The organism is uncultured Aquimarina sp. (assembly GCF_947492405.1).
Classification (GTDB): domain Bacteria; phylum Bacteroidota; class Bacteroidia; order Flavobacteriales; family Flavobacteriaceae; genus Aquimarina.
The window spans coordinates 52,358-66,647 of sequence record NZ_CANLMP010000002.1 but is presented as its reverse complement, the minus strand read 5'-3'; the positions used below and the strand labels follow the sequence as shown (position 1 = coordinate 66,647).

Annotated in this window: 18 protein-coding genes; 12 read left to right on the top strand and 6 right to left on the bottom strand. The window is 31.5% G+C overall.

The annotated features are described in order from the left end of the window. The first annotated feature begins 101 nt into the window (after positions 1–101). Positions 102–548, top strand: a complete 447-nt coding sequence (locus tag Q0829_RS06615) for a FixH family protein (protein ID WP_298541364.1) — start codon at positions 102–104, stop codon at positions 546–548. Then, positions 549–1,253 carry a sulfite exporter TauE/SafE family protein gene (locus Q0829_RS06610; protein ID WP_298541363.1) on the top strand — a complete coding sequence of 235 codons (705 nt, stop codon included), beginning with the start codon at positions 549–551 and terminating at the stop codon, positions 1,251–1,253. Positions 1,254–1,268: 15 nt separating this feature from the next. Here Q0829_RS06610 and hemN read toward each other — a convergent pair whose 3' ends face one another. The 4 genes from hemN to Q0829_RS06590 form a co-directional block, all read right to left on the bottom strand. Next, the gene (gene hemN / locus Q0829_RS06605; protein ID WP_298541362.1) at positions 1,269–2,633 is read right to left on the bottom strand and encodes an oxygen-independent coproporphyrinogen III oxidase; all 1,365 of its coding nucleotides are present in this window, start codon (positions 2,631–2,633) and stop codon (positions 1,269–1,271) included. A gap of 21 nt (positions 2,634–2,654) precedes the next feature. Continuing rightward, entirely contained in the window at positions 2,655–3,494 is an 840-nt protein-coding gene (locus Q0829_RS06600; protein ID WP_298541361.1) for a universal stress protein, read from the bottom strand. A 75-nt stretch (positions 3,495–3,569) separates the two neighbouring features. Beyond that, a complete protein-coding gene (locus Q0829_RS06595; RefSeq protein WP_298542752.1) occupies positions 3,570–4,625 on the bottom strand; it encodes a response regulator in 1,056 nt (351 codons plus the stop codon). Positions 4,626–4,631: 6 nt separating this feature from the next. Continuing rightward, entirely contained in the window at positions 4,632–5,861 is a 1,230-nt protein-coding gene (locus Q0829_RS06590; RefSeq protein ID WP_298541360.1) for a PAS domain-containing sensor histidine kinase, read from the bottom strand. Positions 5,862–5,968: 107 nt separating this feature from the next. Between Q0829_RS06590 and Q0829_RS06585 the strand changes: the two genes are divergently transcribed. From Q0829_RS06585 to deoC, 6 genes are all read left to right on the top strand, one after another. Beyond that, entirely contained in the window at positions 5,969–6,373 is a 405-nt protein-coding gene (locus tag Q0829_RS06585; protein WP_298541359.1) for a hypothetical protein, read from the top strand. 93 nt (positions 6,374–6,466) lie between these two features. Beyond that, positions 6,467–6,751, top strand: coding sequence for a hypothetical protein (locus Q0829_RS06580; RefSeq protein ID WP_298541358.1), 285 nt, complete (start codon positions 6,467–6,469; stop codon positions 6,749–6,751). Between the two features lie 294 nt (positions 6,752–7,045). Next, a complete protein-coding gene (locus Q0829_RS06575) occupies positions 7,046–7,930 on the top strand; it encodes an RsiV family protein (protein WP_298541357.1) in 885 nt (294 codons plus the stop codon). Positions 7,931–7,949: 19 nt separating this feature from the next. Beyond that, entirely contained in the window at positions 7,950–8,564 is a 615-nt protein-coding gene (locus Q0829_RS06570; protein ID WP_298541356.1) for a DUF998 domain-containing protein, read from the top strand. Then, positions 8,561–8,860 (top strand): thioredoxin, encoded by a 300-nt coding sequence (gene trxA, locus Q0829_RS06565; RefSeq protein WP_298541354.1) that lies wholly within the window; start codon positions 8,561–8,563, stop codon positions 8,858–8,860. Before Q0829_RS06570 ends, trxA begins: the two co-directional genes overlap by 4 nt. Before the next feature lie 2 nt (positions 8,861–8,862). After that, the gene (gene deoC / locus Q0829_RS06560; RefSeq protein ID WP_298541353.1) at positions 8,863–9,507 is read left to right on the top strand and encodes a deoxyribose-phosphate aldolase; all 645 of its coding nucleotides are present in this window, start codon (positions 8,863–8,865) and stop codon (positions 9,505–9,507) included. Positions 9,508–9,648: 141 nt separating this feature from the next. On the opposite strand, the gene Q0829_RS06555 is transcribed toward deoC, so the two are convergent. Next, positions 9,649–10,485, bottom strand: a complete 837-nt coding sequence (locus tag Q0829_RS06555; RefSeq protein ID WP_298541352.1) for a universal stress protein — start codon at positions 10,483–10,485, stop codon at positions 9,649–9,651. A 148-nt stretch (positions 10,486–10,633) separates the two neighbouring features. On the opposite strand from Q0829_RS06555, the gene Q0829_RS06550 reads away from it, so the two are divergent. Together Q0829_RS06550 and Q0829_RS06545 are read left to right on the top strand one after the other, a co-directional pair. Beyond that, positions 10,634–10,906, top strand: coding sequence for an acylphosphatase (locus Q0829_RS06550; protein ID WP_298541350.1), 273 nt, complete (start codon positions 10,634–10,636; stop codon positions 10,904–10,906). A 187-nt stretch (positions 10,907–11,093) separates the two neighbouring features. Next, on the top strand, positions 11,094–11,972 hold the full coding sequence (locus Q0829_RS06545) for a sterol desaturase family protein (RefSeq protein ID WP_298541348.1): 879 nt from the start codon (positions 11,094–11,096) through the stop codon (positions 11,970–11,972). 500 nt (positions 11,973–12,472) lie between these two features. Here the strand turns inward: Q0829_RS06545 and raiA are convergent, their stop codons facing one another. Further along, complete coding sequence (gene raiA / locus Q0829_RS06540; RefSeq protein ID WP_298541347.1) at positions 12,473–12,775, bottom strand: ribosome-associated translation inhibitor RaiA; 303 nt, start codon at positions 12,773–12,775, stop codon at positions 12,473–12,475. 618 nt (positions 12,776–13,393) lie between these two features. On the opposite strand from raiA, the gene Q0829_RS06535 reads away from it, so the two are divergent. Continuing rightward, positions 13,394–13,666, top strand: coding sequence for a heavy metal-associated domain-containing protein (locus Q0829_RS06535; RefSeq protein WP_298541346.1), 273 nt, complete (start codon positions 13,394–13,396; stop codon positions 13,664–13,666). Positions 13,667–13,688: 22 nt separating this feature from the next. Next, complete coding sequence (locus tag Q0829_RS06530; protein WP_298541345.1) at positions 13,689–13,874, top strand: hypothetical protein; 186 nt, start codon at positions 13,689–13,691, stop codon at positions 13,872–13,874. Positions 13,875–14,290 lie beyond the last annotated feature (416 nt).

Sequence of the window (14,290 nt, the reverse complement as noted above, 5' to 3'; positions counted from 1 at the left end):
TAAACTTATGAAACAGGACAAGCTATAAGGGGTTAACGGGAAAAGAGATTTATTTTCAATCTTGATTCCTTAGTCCTGTTTTGAAATGAAAAAATGAAAAGATGAAAATAAACTGGGGTACAGCTATTGTGCTGGTATTTATAGGATTTATCAGTTTCATATTATTCTTTGTGATAAGAATGAATACTGACAAAAAGTTTGAGCACGATTTGGTAACTGAAGATTACTACAAACAAGAACTAGCTTTTCAGCAAGAAATCAATGCCGAAGAAAATGGAAACGCACTACAGAATAATATAGAAGTAAAAAAGATAGCAGAAGGATTACTAGTGGCGTTTCCCAAAGATAAAAGCTACACTAAACTATCAGGAACTATTTCTTTATATAGACCATCAAATAAAAAGTTGGATTTCGAAATTCCAATCACGCTTCAAAGTTCCGAAATATTGGTTCCCAAGAATCAACTTATAGAAGGACGATGGAATATTACGGTGAATTGGGAGTATGAGAATACTTCTTATTTATTTAAAGAATCATTTACGTATTAGATGTTAGTTTCAGCATTCATATTAGGGCTTTTAGGAAGTTTTCATTGCGTTGGCATGTGTGGTCCTATTGCTTTTATGCTGCCTTTAGATCATAAGAATCATTTGAAGAAGTTTTTTCAGCTCTCCCTATATCATTTGGGTCGTTTGCTTGCGTATAGTATTATTGGATTATTTTTTGGATTTATAGGAAAAAGCCTGAATATTTTTGGAATGCAACAAGGACTATCGATTGGTATAGGAGTCTTAATGATTTTATTGGTTTTGATTCCATCACCATTACTTATGAAATATAATTTTTCTAAACCTATATATAAGATGATATCTAAAGTAAAGAATGCTTTAGGAAAAGAACTTAAAAAGAAAACACCAGATACCTTTCTGACCATCGGGTTTTTGAACGGTTTTCTTCCTTGTGGGTTAGTATATATGGCTGTTTTTGCTGCTATTGCTTTAGGAAGTATTGCAGAGAGTAGTATGTATGTATTATTTTTTGGATTAGGGACCATTCCACTAATGACAGTAGTTGTGTATGTGGGGAACTTGTTTAAAGGAAATTGGATACGAAAACATATTCAAAAAGCAATTCCGGTGTTTGTGGTTTTGATTGGATTATTGTTTGTTTTACGTGGAATGGGATTAGGTATTCCATATGTTTCACCAAAACAATCCACAGAAATAATATCTTCAAGTTTTGACTGCTTTTAATAAAAAATGGATTACTTAGACAGTCATAGAAAACAATTGAGTTTCGGGTTTATTATGTTGTAACCTTAAATCAAAAGCCATACAGATATTCCGAACAAATGGTCGTCCTTTTTTAGTAACTTTAATGCCGTGGCTGGCAATTTCTACCAATCCATCTTTCTCCATTTCCTTTAAACGCATCGATACATCTGCTAATTTATCAAAGTGAAGCAGGTTTTTACTCCAATCCGTTTTAAAATGACACATTAGATTTAATATATGTTGTCTAATAACTTCATCTTGCTGAGTTAGCATATGACCTCTGTATACCGGAATGATTCCATCATTGACTAAATTTTGGTATTCTTCTAAGCCTTTTACATTTTGAGCAAAACCATACCAGCTATCACTGATAGAAGATACGCCTAAACCGATCATCATTTTAGTTTTAGAAACCGTGTAGCCCATAAAATTGCGATGTAAGCTTTTATTCTCCATGGATTGATATAGAGCGTCACTTTTTAGAGCGAAATGATCCATCCCTATTTCTTCGTAGCCGACTTTAGATAATAGTTCTTTACCTATTTCATATTGTCTTCGTTTTTGTTCTCCGCTAGGAAGGTCTGATTCATTAAATCCACGTTGTCCATTACCTTTTTGCCATGGAACATGCGCATAACTATAAAAAGCCAGTCGATCCGGTAAAAGTTCTTTGGTCTTACGGATCGTATGAATAACAGCTTCTTCTGTCTGAAAAGGTAGACCAAAAATGATGTCGTGACCTATAGAAGTATAACCGATTTTTCTAGCTACCTCAGTAACATATTTTACATTCTCGAATGGTTGAACGCGATGAATTGCTTTCTGAACGATTTCATTATAATCCTGTACTCCAAAACTTACTCTTCTAAAACCTACATCATATAAAGCCTGTAGATGTTCTCGAGTTGTATTGTTTGGATGTCCTTCAAAACTAAATTCACATGCTGAAGCAGATTTAGCAGACCAAAATAACCCTTTGATTAAGTATTCCAAGTTTTCCGGAGAGAAGAACGTAGGGGTTCCGCCACCCAAATGTAATTCTTTGATCTTTGGTTTAGAATCGAGTAGATTCAGATATAATTGCCATTCTTTTAAAAGGGAATTGATATATGGTATTTCTACATTATGTTTTTTGGTAATTCGCTTATTGCAGCCGCAAAAAGTACACATGCTTTCACAAAAAGGTAAGTGAATGTATAAACTGATTCCGTCCGAGTCATTACTTTGTGTAAAAGACTTTTTAACGGATCGAGTCCAGTGTTTTAATGAAAAGGTATCATTGTCCCAATATGGAACTGTAGGATAACTGGTGTACCTGGGTCCAGGAACATTATATTTATCTACTAAATTAGCATTCATATAATTAATTTTATTGGATTTTTATTCGTGTAATACTAAAAAGGGAATACTGATATGATAACTTATCTTTTCTACAGTTGGGTGAAATAGGATTCTCTGAAAAAAATTGAGGTTTTTGGCGACCATAGTGATCATGCCAATATTTCTGCTTTCTACAAAGCATTGTACGGCTTGTTCGATATTAGGATTGGATAAAAAATGGAAGCTATGTTCTGCATTATCCTCAAAGTAATCGTTTAGAAAGTCTTTATGCTGTTTTTGTAAGTCGGTGAGTTCTTGTTCTTTTTTGGAAATGTGTAATACCCGCAATGCTGCGTTATTAAGGTTTAGGACTTTTGATATAGTATTCAGTATTCGATCCTTATAAAAGATGTTGTAATCCGTTGGGAAAGCAATTTCATGTATGTTGTTATATGTTGCTTTTTCCGGAATAACCAGTACAGGGCATTTTACCTTTGTAATCACATCACCTGTATTACTTCCAATCGTTTTTTCTTTTAATCCAGATGCACCTTTAGTACCCATCACTATAAAATCAATGTTTTTTTCTTCAACTTGTTTTCTAATTGTATCTACAAAAAAGATATGTTCATTAACAGTATAGAAACGGTGCTTGTTGTTTAAAGATAGTTTTTGGATTTTTTTTAGTAATAATCGCATTTGCTCTTTATCACTGTGAGTAACTTTTTCGACAACTTGATCTTTGGATTCGAAAAAAGAATCACTTCCTATCACTTGCCGATAAGGAGAGACATGCAACAAATGGAAATTACATTTTACTTTTTTAAAAAACGACAAAGCGTAAGTAATCGAATTCCAGGAGTTTTCCGAAAAATCGGTCGGAATAAGGATATTCTTCATTTTTAATACTTTCTAACATAACAAATGTATTAGGATGTATTTATGAAAAGTATGACAAAAATCAGTTTAGATATTTTATTCTACTAGTTGAAGTCTCCGTAGATCCAAAATTTTAATGTTACGTCCTTCAATTTCTATAAGTCCGTCTTTTTTAAAGGTAGATAATGTGCGGATTAGACTTTCTGTGGCGATACCGGCAACGCTAGCTAGATCGTTTCTGGATATTTTAATACTCTCTTCTGGTTTTTTATTTAATATCTGAGCAAATTGTAAAATGGTTTGTGCCGTCTTTTTTCGTACAGAGCTATATGCCATTTGTAATAATTGTTCTTTTATTTCAGAAAGATTATCACTGAGCAATTCCATGAGTTCTAAAGAAATATTTTTGCTTTTTTCTAATATGTCTTTTAAATCCATTTTGGATACACCAGCAAGTTCCGTTTCTTCTACTGCCGTGGCTGATTCCTGATAAGGTGTATTATCCATAAATGAGGTAAAACCTAAAAAATCATCTTCTTTAAACAATGCCGTAATAAGTTCCTTACCATTTATGTCCATTTTGTGTGTTTTTACAACACCTTTTAGGATAAGATAAATGGTATTAGAATGATCACCTTCTTTAAAAATAGATTCGCCTTTTTTATATTGAGAAATAGTACCATAATCATCAAAAAAGTTTTTGAGTTCATGTAAGTTTCTTAGACCATCTTCTGAATCCTGATTAGGTTCTTGGGATTGTTCTTTTAATATTTTAGAAATGATCTGAGCTTTTGCCAAACGGCTTTCTATAGCACTTAGTAGTTCGTCTTCATCAAAAGGTTTGGTTAGATAATCATCTGCACCTAAATCCATTCCTTTTCGTATTTCTTTATGTTCGGTTTTTGCAGATAAGAAAATAAACGGTATTTGATTTGTGCTTAAATCATGCGATAAGGCTTCCAAAACTCCATAACCATCAATTTCTGGCATCATGATGTCACATACAATAATATCCGGGTTTTGCTCTTTTGCCTTCGTAATACCTAGTTTACCATTAGGAGAAGTAATCACATTATAGTCCGAAAGCTCCAGAAGTTCGGCAGTGTTTTCTCTAAGTACAGTATCATCTTCTATTAGTAGAACGGTTTTCATCATTAGTTACGATTGTTTAACTACAGGAATTTGTACGGTAAAGGTAGAACCTTGGTTTTCTTTACTTGTAAAATTAATACTCCCACCCAGATTTTCCAAATGACTTTTAACGATATTCAAACCTATTCCTGTACCTTGATCTAGTAAAGCATTCTCTGCTCTAAAATATCTTTTAAATATAAATGGCTGTTCTTTTTCCGGGATTCCAATACCTTGATCAATAATATGAAATGTAAGTAAATCATTCTCAAAAATGATCTGTAAATCAATGGTTGAGTTCTCTCCAGAGTATTTTACAGCATTACGAATAAGATTAGTTAAGACCAGCTCTAATATTTTCTCATCAAAATCTATAATGTAGTCATCAATATCCTTAGGGTATTTTATTCTTTGACCATCTTTAAGTAACATATTTGCATCATAGATTACTTCATTAATAACCTTACTAAGAGGGAATGGAGTGAATTTATAATTTACTTTGCCGCTTTCTAAACGTTCTACAGATAAGAAATCATTTAGAATATTATCCAAATATTTTACCTTGTTTTTGATCGTTGCCAAATGCTTATCTCTTTTTTCTTGCTGTTCAGCTTTGGTGTACTTTCCAATCAATGTTGTAGAGGTAAGAATTCCGCTTAGTGGTGTTTTAAACTCGTGGGATACAAGAGAAAGAAATTTAGTTTTTAGTTCATTAAGTTGTTGCTCTTTTTTTAGAGATTCTTTTGTAACAGCTTCTGCTTCTTTACGAAGCTTTATCTCTTCTTCTAATTCCTTTATTGTAGTGTAAAGTTCTTGCGTTCGTTTTTTTATTTTTTGCTCTAGTTCAGTATTTAGTTCGTATATTTTTACTTCTTGTTCTTTACGTAATGTAATATCGCTTACTAAAGCCATTACATAAGAATTGTCATAAATCTCAAATGGGTTTAATCCTACTTCAACCGGAAATTTGTTACCATTTTTTCGTACACCAAAAAGATCACGTCCTAGCCCCATTTTCCTTTTTCCACTGTCTGCGATAAATTTCTCTACATATCCACCGTGTGCATTGTGATGTTTTTTTGGAATTAAAATAGTTAACTCTTTGCCAACTAATTCATTTTTCTCATACCCAAAGATGTCATTTGCGGATTCATTAGTAGCAACAATTATTTGATCCTCATTTACTACAATGATTCCTTCTGAAATAGCTTCAGAAAGTATTCTGAAAATATTGTTGTTTTTTTCGAAAACTTTCATTCTCCAAAAATAATAATTTTGTCGCGTTGTAATAACTGATTTTTGTCATAAAAAAGATGATCGTTACTTGGTAGATTTATGCCATAAACCAATAAATTTTGCAGAAAATGGATACAACAGAAAATATAGGAATTACATTTTACCAAAGCTTGGGCAAATTATTCTATGCTATTGCGGCAGCTGATAAAGTAGTCCGGAAATCAGAATATGCATCGTTACGAGGTCTAGTGAAGTCAGAGTGGTTAGCTGTGGATGATCTAGAAGATGAGTTTGGTGCCGATGCTGCTTTTCAGATAGAAATTGTTTTTGATTGGTTAGATTATTCTGCACTTGAGGCAGAAGCAAGTTTTAATGAATTCGCCTCTTTCTATAAAGAGAATAAATCTCTTTTTACAGATAGAATTAAACAATTAATTTGTAGTACTTCTAGTAGTATTGCGAGTGCTTTTTCAGGGAAGAATAAATCTGAATTAATGATGCTAGGAAGACTTCAGTTGATTTTTGAAGGATAATGTATTTATGATATAGTTTTGAGAACTGACTTTTATCATATTTTAAAAGTTATAGTGACACTAATTTTACTTCAAATTAAAAAACATACTATTATGACATTATACGCAAAAATAAATGCTGATTTTTCTGAAAACTATATAGGGTATTCCGCTTTAGCAATCATTGCCTCAACTTGTTTAGGATCCATAGCCATTATGACTACTTTGTTTGATGGGAATGGTTTTATTCAAATGTTTTTGGTTTTTCTCACTGTTGCGGTATGTAATGCTCATAATGCTGCAATATTAACTGTTCAGAAACCTAAATTAGTGTTAGATCTACTGATTGTGAGTTTAGCAGTGAATAGTTTAATAATTATTGGGAACGGCTTGTTTTAATATTGAACTTATCTTGACTTTTTATTTTTAACCGAAAATGTGTTGAAATTTGACAAAATGAGGCACTTTTTGGAAGCTATAGCAGAGCTACAGGTAAGAAAAGTAACGAAATATGGGTGAATTTCAGCCATTTTTTAGGAAATAGAAAAAGTCAAGATGAGTTCATTTTATATACTTATTTATGAAGGCGGGTTTCTGTAAATGAAACTCGCCTTTTTTTACATCTTAACTGAGCGATGTCATATTTTTTGAACACTCTCAAAACTACATTTATATAAAATAAAAATTCATTATATGAGAGCCCTTATTATCAGTGTTATTATTATAAGTTTAATAGCGTGTAATAGAACACAAATCAAAGAAAATCCTGAAAAAGATACTATAGATAGCGAACAGCTTTTGGATCAAAATAAAGATAGTTCTCAATATTTATCAGAAGAAAATTTAGAACTAAATCAGGAAAAAACAAAATCCATAAAGGTAGAGCGTCTTATTACTATAAAAGATGATAAAAAGAAACTACAAGAACTAGTAATTGCTAAAAAGTTCTATAAGGAAGAGGACTTCTATGTTTTGGATTATAAATATCCTTATCTCAACGAACAAATTGATACTAATAACACTAGATTTAATGATTTTCTGACTGAAAATTACTTAGATATAGAAGCTACAGAAAATGAAATTCTGGAAGATAAAGTAATATTCTGCGACTCGCTTGGAATTGGTAGGTGTATGGATAAAAGAGTAATGGATTATAAGATTTACGCTGTAAAAAGTAACCTTCTCAGTGTATTACTCTATAAGGAAAACTACTACTCAGGAATGAAACATGCTACGTATATGTTTGAGTGTCTAAATTTTGATCTTAATAATCACAAGTTCATTTATTACAATGATTTTTTTATTGAAAATTCGGAAAAAGAATTACTTACAACGATAAATAAAATAATTTCAGATGGTATAAACTCTGGGGAGTTATTTTATGAATGTTGGGAATTGTCAGAAGGAGATTTTAAGGTGTATAAAAACAATTTTGTGGTGAATGATGATGTAGTAGAATTCTATTTTGACGATTGTATTATTTGTCCTTCATATACAGGAACCTATTCTATAGAGATTCCGATTACAGAGATTATGCATCTGATTAGGAAATATAACAATAAACCTTTAATAGGATAAAATCTATAAAATCAATACTATGAAGTGGAGCTATTTAATTTTTTCAATCACATATATTGTGATGATCCTAGTAGCATTTTTATTACCTTTTTTTTCGGATCCAGGATATTTGATATCAGAAAATACTTTAAGTGAATTAGGGGCTCAAAATACGCAAAATAACTGGATTATGAACTTCATTTTTATCCTGTTAGGTTTCATTATTTTTATAAATGGGTTTAAAGTTTTAGATGGATTTCGGCTTCAGGTATTGGTTCTGTTAGTTTTTTGTATTTCTCTGCTGTTAACAGGGATATATCTACACGCTCCTATAAATCGTGAGTTGACTTTTGACTCGTATCAGAATGAGATGCATTCTGTTTTTTCAACACTTGCTGGAATATCCTTTTGTACATATTGTTTGACTATTAGTTTTATAGCGAGGTGGAGAAACCAAAAATTGTTGGCAATATTGATAGGAATCATTGCTCTGATATTATCCTATTTAATGGTTATACATTCTGATTATAGAGGGGTATATGAACGAGGTATATTTATAATAGCTTTTGGATGGATCTTATATTCTTTTAAATTCTATGAATATGTTTTTACAAAAAAAGAGTATTTTAAGCTAATAAATAGAAATCAAAAATGAAGGATAACTTTAGTAATATTATTAACTCAGAAATACCGGTTCTAATAGATTTTTATGCAGATTGGTGTGGTCCTTGTAAAGTGTTAGGACCGATTCTAAAAGAAGTGAAAGACGAGTTAGGTTCAAACATAAAGATTGTAAAAATTGATGTTGATAAAAATCAACCATTAGCAGCTAAATACCAGGTAAGAGGAGTTCCTACGATGTTACTTTTTAAAGAAGGGAAACAGCTCTGGAGGCAATCGGGAGTTTTACAAAAGAATGATATTGTAGGAATCATAAATTCTCATCAATAACTATGGAACTTAATACATATATCGATCACACTATTCTAAAAGCAACAGCAACAGTAGAAGATATTATCAAGTTATGTGAAGAAGCTAAGCAATATAATTTCTATTCTGTTTGTGTACATGGAGCCTATGTCGGCTTAGCATGTAGCGAATTAATGAAGTCTGATGTCAAGATTGCTGCTGTCGTGGGATTTCCATTAGGTGCAATGACTACTAAAGCTAAAGTATTCGAGGCAAAACAATGTATTGAAGATGGAGCTCACGAAATCGATATGGTTCTGAACATAGGATTGCTTAAGTCTGGATACCATGAAATCGTCCGAGATGAGATTGCCAAGATTAAAAAGGCTATTGGTGATAACATATTAAAAGTCATTTTTGAAAACTGTTATCTAACCAATGAAGAAAAGAAAATTGCTTGTCAATTATCCATAGATTCAGGTGCAGACTTTATTAAAACTTCTACTGGTTTTGGAACCGGAGGTGCTACTGTAGAAGATGTTACGTTAATGAAGGACATTGCCCAGGATAAAATACAAATAAAAGCTTCAGGTGGTATTAGAGATATAGAAACTGCCAAAAAATATATAAAGATGGGTGTTTCTCGACTCGGGACTTCTTCTGGAGTAGCTCTGGTAACTTCAATATAATAATGTGTGAGCACATATCACAACTGTTATAAAATGTAGGAATAGTACTAAAGACTCTATAAAATGAAGTGTGGATTATACTAAAAGACCTCTCAAGTTCGGAAACCTAAGAGGTGTAGTTTGTTTAGTTAAACCGCAATATCAAATCTTAAACGTAATCACTGGTTCATTAGCGTGGTTAGCAATATCCTCTCCAATACTTCCATTAAAAAAGTGTGATAATCCTCTTCTGCCATGAGTTGGAATTGCAATAACGTCTGCACTTATTTTTTGGCAATAGTTAAAAATTCCACTCTCTACAGAATAATCATTTTGAACAACGACTTTATCAAAATTTTCCAAATTGCCCGAATCTGCTTTAAAAAGAAATTCTTTTACTTGCTCTTCGATTTGACCAGAATTTCTAAATCGATCACCAGGTAGGTTTACATAGACTAAATGTAGAGTAGTATTAAACAAACTAAATAACCGTTTTGCGTTATGATAAGCACGGATGTTTTCCATTTTAAAATCACAGGCAAAAACTACTTCTTTCATATCAAATTCATCGATCTGGTTTTTAATGACCAGCACCGGGATATCAGAAGTACGAACTACTTTTTCTGTATTAGAACCCACAAATACTTCACTCAATCCACTACTACCGTGAGAACCCATAACAATAAGGTCTACTTCATTTTCGGTTGCGACTTCATTTATTTCACTAAATATCTTATAATTCTGTACTGTTTCTGTGACTTTAATACCCTTTAGATATTCTTTATCTAAGAAAGTCTTAAATCTTTTTTCTGCTAGTTTTAGATAATAAATAGCCTCTGCAGCTTCTTGAGCTTCATCCTTGGTAAGAATAGCTTCAGACAAACCAAGCATATGTAATACAATGATTTCTGCTTGTTGCTTTCTTGCAATATTCGCGGCAACTTGTAATGCATATTCTGAGTGTTCAGAAAAATCAATAGGGACAAGAATTTTTTTCATGGTTACTAGTTTTTACAAAATCAAAACTAGATGATGTTCAGAAGAATTAATATGATAATTGTCATTGAATTCTTTTTTAATGTTTTTAGTGTGGTATTTTTGTAAACAAAATCCAATCCTTAAAAGAAATTAGAAACCCTTTGTAACTATGCTTAAACATTATAATATTTCGGTAAAAGGGAAAGTTCAAGGAGTGTGGTATCGAAAAAGTACTTTAGAAAAAGCAATGGAGTTGGGAATCAAAGGATCTGTAAGGAATCAGTCTGACGGTAGTGTTTATATTGAAGCAGAAGGAGAAGAAAATCAACTCAAAGAATTTATAGAATGGTGTGCTGAAGGTCCAGAGTTTGCTGAGGTTTTGGATGTTGCTAAAGAAGAAGATATTCCTTTGTTTTATACAGTTTTTGAGATTTTATACTAATTCCTAATTATTATTGTAAGATGTTCGCACTAAATAGTACAGATTGTAACTTTTGTTACCGAAACAGATAATAACTTTTTCTACCTTTAATATTTGAAACTCTTTAAGGGATTTGATACATCGTAAAAAGAGCTATTTTAGAGGGCTGCGTTAATAAATATGTAGGTCCTTTTTAAAACTAAATGAGATGGAAAAGTATACCAATGCATTTACTGATGCTTTTATGAATAATATTCAATGGATCTGGAGTTCCATAGTTCTAGAAGTTCCTTGGTATACTAATTATTTCTGGGGTTTAATTATAATTTCATTATTGGTTTGGGGATTAGAAATAGCATTTCCTTGGAGAAAAGAACAATCTATTTTTAGGAAAGATTTTTGGTTAGATGGATTTTATATGTTCTTTAATTTTTTCGTTTTCACCATTATAATTAGCGGTTTTTATCAGTTATTAGGAGTGATTCTTGGTGATTTGGGAATTTCTACAAAGAGTTTAACGGTTGTCGATATATCGGCTTTACCCCAATGGGGTCAATTAATTGTCTTTTTTATCATATTGGATTTCGTACAATGGTTTACTCATGTGCTGTTACATAAATATCCGTTCCTTTGGAGATTTCATAAAATTCATCATTCCGTGAAGGAAATGGGATTTGCTGCACATTTACGTTACCATTGGATGGAAAATATATTCTATAAACCCTTAAAAACAATTGGAGTAATGATTTTGGGCGGTTTTGAGCCAGAACAAGCTTATATAGTACATTTTTTGGCAATAGCGATAGGTCATTTTAATCATGCTAATATTAAAATTACCTGGGGGCCATTGAAGTATGTTTTTAATAATCCAGTGATGCATTTATATCATCATTCTTATGTGCTACCTAAAAATTCTTATGGAGTGAATTTTGGTATTAGTTTAAGTCTTTGGGATTATATTTTCAAAACAAATTATATCCCAGAAGATAGTGGTACCATTGAAATTGGTTTCCCCGGAGAAGAAAAAGTACCTAAAAACTTTTTTGGCCAACTTATTTATGGTTTCGGAAGAACGAAAAAGGGTTGATTAGATAAAAGCAGAAACAGAAACAGGTAAGTGTAAACCTACCTGTCTCCTACAAAGAAATTAATTTTATTTTTCGATACGATTACCTTCAATGTTCCATTTATTGCTAAATATCGAAATCAGGTTATTTTCCTGAAAAAATATAGTCAATTTCTCTGTTTCAGCTTCTACTGTCTTTCAACAATAAAACCTATGTCTTTGCTATGAATGATAGAAACAGTGATGCCTAAGCATCCCCGTTTCATAAAAGATATTAAGAATATGACCAAACTACAATTCAATCCTAAAACAGCACCTTATTGCTAAAGTGATTCTAGACCTACCATATAGTCTAAAGATATCTCTAATATCTTCTAAGACTTTCTATTATATTACTATAATAAAAAGCCTATTTTTAACTAATCACTATACTGAAGAACTATTATTTAACTACTACACAAAAGTAGCTTGTTCAGTGATCACTAAATATGACAAATATCAGTTTTTAAAGTTTTTAGCTGTTACATATAAGGCTTCATTTCTTGTTTTCTTTTTTTAAGCTGCCTTTCCAGATCGCTAAGGGTTTCTTTTACAGCTAACTCATAATTTTTTTCATTAGAGGTTGCATATATTTTAGGACCTGGTAAACTTAATTCCATATCACAGATTTTTCCGTTTCCTTTTGGGTCGTTTTCTTTCTTAAAAAACACATCAGATTTAATGATCCAATCATATTTTTTATACAATTTTTCTAATTTTTCTTGCACATAACCCTCCATATATTCACTTGTTGGCATTTGTACAAATTGAATGTTTGTTGTCATTGTTTTACTATTTTAAATCTATCTCAAAAATAGCAGCTCTCCTCGTTTTTAAATATGATAAATATCATTCTGAAGTTTTGTCTTTTCATTGATATTCTGCGACCAGTTATCCATTTTTTGAGATCAGTTTTAGGAATATTTTTTTCTTTTCTAATTTCATAAAATACACTGTGAAGAAGAAATTGTTTTTGAGAGCTTTCATATTTTGATTAAATCGATACCTTCTCTCTTTTATGTTGTTCATTTTAGCATCTATATTCTTAACTAAGGATTGATCTTCTGTTAGATATTACAAAGCGCCAATTTCTGTAAAAAAAGCTTTTCTTCTTTCTACTATTCTAAGTGATTGTGTCATAGATATGCTACTAAATATATCCATAAATATAGATTTGCAGTTATCTAATTAAAATGATATTCATCAGATTTATGTATCTTAAAGACTGATAATTATCATAGTTAGAGGGTGTGTATACTCCTATTTTTAAGTTGTTAAAATGTGATTATGAAATGAGTCATAATAATTAAGTCGATTACAAACGAAATGTTCTATGACGAATTACATTCTTACACTGAGCATGGCGGAAGTGTGACAATTAGGAAAACAATAAAAAAGAACAGATGAAAACAACTGTAGAAATTCAAAATTTAAAATGTAGTGGCTGTGAAAGTACAATAGCAAAAAAAATACACAACCTTAAAGGGGTTAAGGATGTATCTGTGAATACTAATGATTGTACAGTTTCCTTTAAGTATGATACAGATGATGGATTAGAGACTGTTCAAAAAGAGCTTACTAAACTTGGATATCCTTTAGCTGATGATGAAAATAATCTGGGTAAAAAAGCAAGATCTTATGTTAGTTGCGCTATCGGAAGAATAAGAAAGAGTTAGGATTATAAAAAGTACATTTAAAATGAAAGAAAAAGTACAAAAAAAAGCCTCGTCGAACACTGTTTATGGTTTGGGTATTATTGGAGCATTAATCTATTATATAAGTCATGCTGCGACTTTTTGGATGGGAGTATTAGGAGTTCTTAAGGCTATTTTTTGGCCTGCCTTTCTGGTATATGAGCTTCTTAAATATCTCGGAGCTTCTTAATAATATTGATCAAAATGTGAGTTTAATTTCCGGAGGAAGCTTATAAGTTTTATATACAAATATTGATTGCCACAATTAAAATAGAAGCTAAATATAAAACCTCTTGTATTGAATTAGTAGCCAATAATTCTGCTAAAACTCACGCCTAAATCAATCATTACAGGAGTAGCCATAAACTTATCATTACCCATGTTTAACGCTACTGTTGAAATTCTTCTTTTGTTTCAAAATCTAGTGCTTAAACCTGACAAAGCACCTCTTGGAATGGTGTTTTTTGTGATCGATTTTACTTTTAGATCCCCAAAAACTAGGAACAAAGGACTTAAACTAATAAGGAAAAATCCAAGAAAGTAAATTATGGTTTATAACAAAAAGCATCCTCGTTTGTATAGATGTTTTTGTTTTTAATTGAAATT

Coding starts and splice junctions, on each gene's coding strand:
- Q0829_RS06530 (WP_298541345.1), top strand. CDS start 13,689: ATGAAAGAAAAAGTACAAAAAAAAGCCTCGTCGAACACTGTTTATGGT.
- raiA (WP_298541347.1), bottom strand. CDS start 12,775: ATGACAACAAACATTCAATTTGTACAAATGCCAACAAGTGAATATATG.
- Q0829_RS06555 (WP_298541352.1), bottom strand. CDS start 10,485: ATGAAAAAAATTCTTGTCCCTATTGATTTTTCTGAACACTCAGAATAT.
- Q0829_RS06535 (WP_298541346.1), top strand. CDS start 13,394: ATGAAAACAACTGTAGAAATTCAAAATTTAAAATGTAGTGGCTGTGAA.
- Q0829_RS06580 (WP_298541358.1), top strand. CDS start 6,467: ATGACATTATACGCAAAAATAAATGCTGATTTTTCTGAAAACTATATA.
- hemN (WP_298541362.1), bottom strand. CDS start 2,633: ATGAATGCTAATTTAGTAGATAAATATAATGTTCCTGGACCCAGGTAC.
- Q0829_RS06610 (WP_298541363.1), top strand. CDS start 549: ATGTTAGTTTCAGCATTCATATTAGGGCTTTTAGGAAGTTTTCATTGC.
- Q0829_RS06595 (WP_298542752.1), bottom strand. CDS start 4,625: ATGAAAACCGTTCTACTAATAGAAGATGATACTGTACTTAGAGAAAAC.
- Q0829_RS06550 (WP_298541350.1), top strand. CDS start 10,634: ATGCTTAAACATTATAATATTTCGGTAAAAGGGAAAGTTCAAGGAGTG.
- Q0829_RS06585 (WP_298541359.1), top strand. CDS start 5,969: ATGGATACAACAGAAAATATAGGAATTACATTTTACCAAAGCTTGGGC.
- Q0829_RS06615 (WP_298541364.1), top strand. CDS start 102: ATGAAAATAAACTGGGGTACAGCTATTGTGCTGGTATTTATAGGATTT.
- Q0829_RS06575 (WP_298541357.1), top strand. CDS start 7,046: ATGAGAGCCCTTATTATCAGTGTTATTATTATAAGTTTAATAGCGTGT.
- Q0829_RS06590 (WP_298541360.1), bottom strand. CDS start 5,861: ATGAAAGTTTTCGAAAAAAACAACAATATTTTCAGAATACTTTCTGAA.
- Q0829_RS06600 (WP_298541361.1), bottom strand. CDS start 3,494: ATGAAGAATATCCTTATTCCGACCGATTTTTCGGAAAACTCCTGGAAT.
- Q0829_RS06570 (WP_298541356.1), top strand. CDS start 7,950: ATGAAGTGGAGCTATTTAATTTTTTCAATCACATATATTGTGATGATC.
- trxA (WP_298541354.1), top strand. CDS start 8,561: ATGAAGGATAACTTTAGTAATATTATTAACTCAGAAATACCGGTTCTA.
- Q0829_RS06545 (WP_298541348.1), top strand. CDS start 11,094: ATGGAAAAGTATACCAATGCATTTACTGATGCTTTTATGAATAATATT.
- deoC (WP_298541353.1), top strand. CDS start 8,863: ATGGAACTTAATACATATATCGATCACACTATTCTAAAAGCAACAGCA.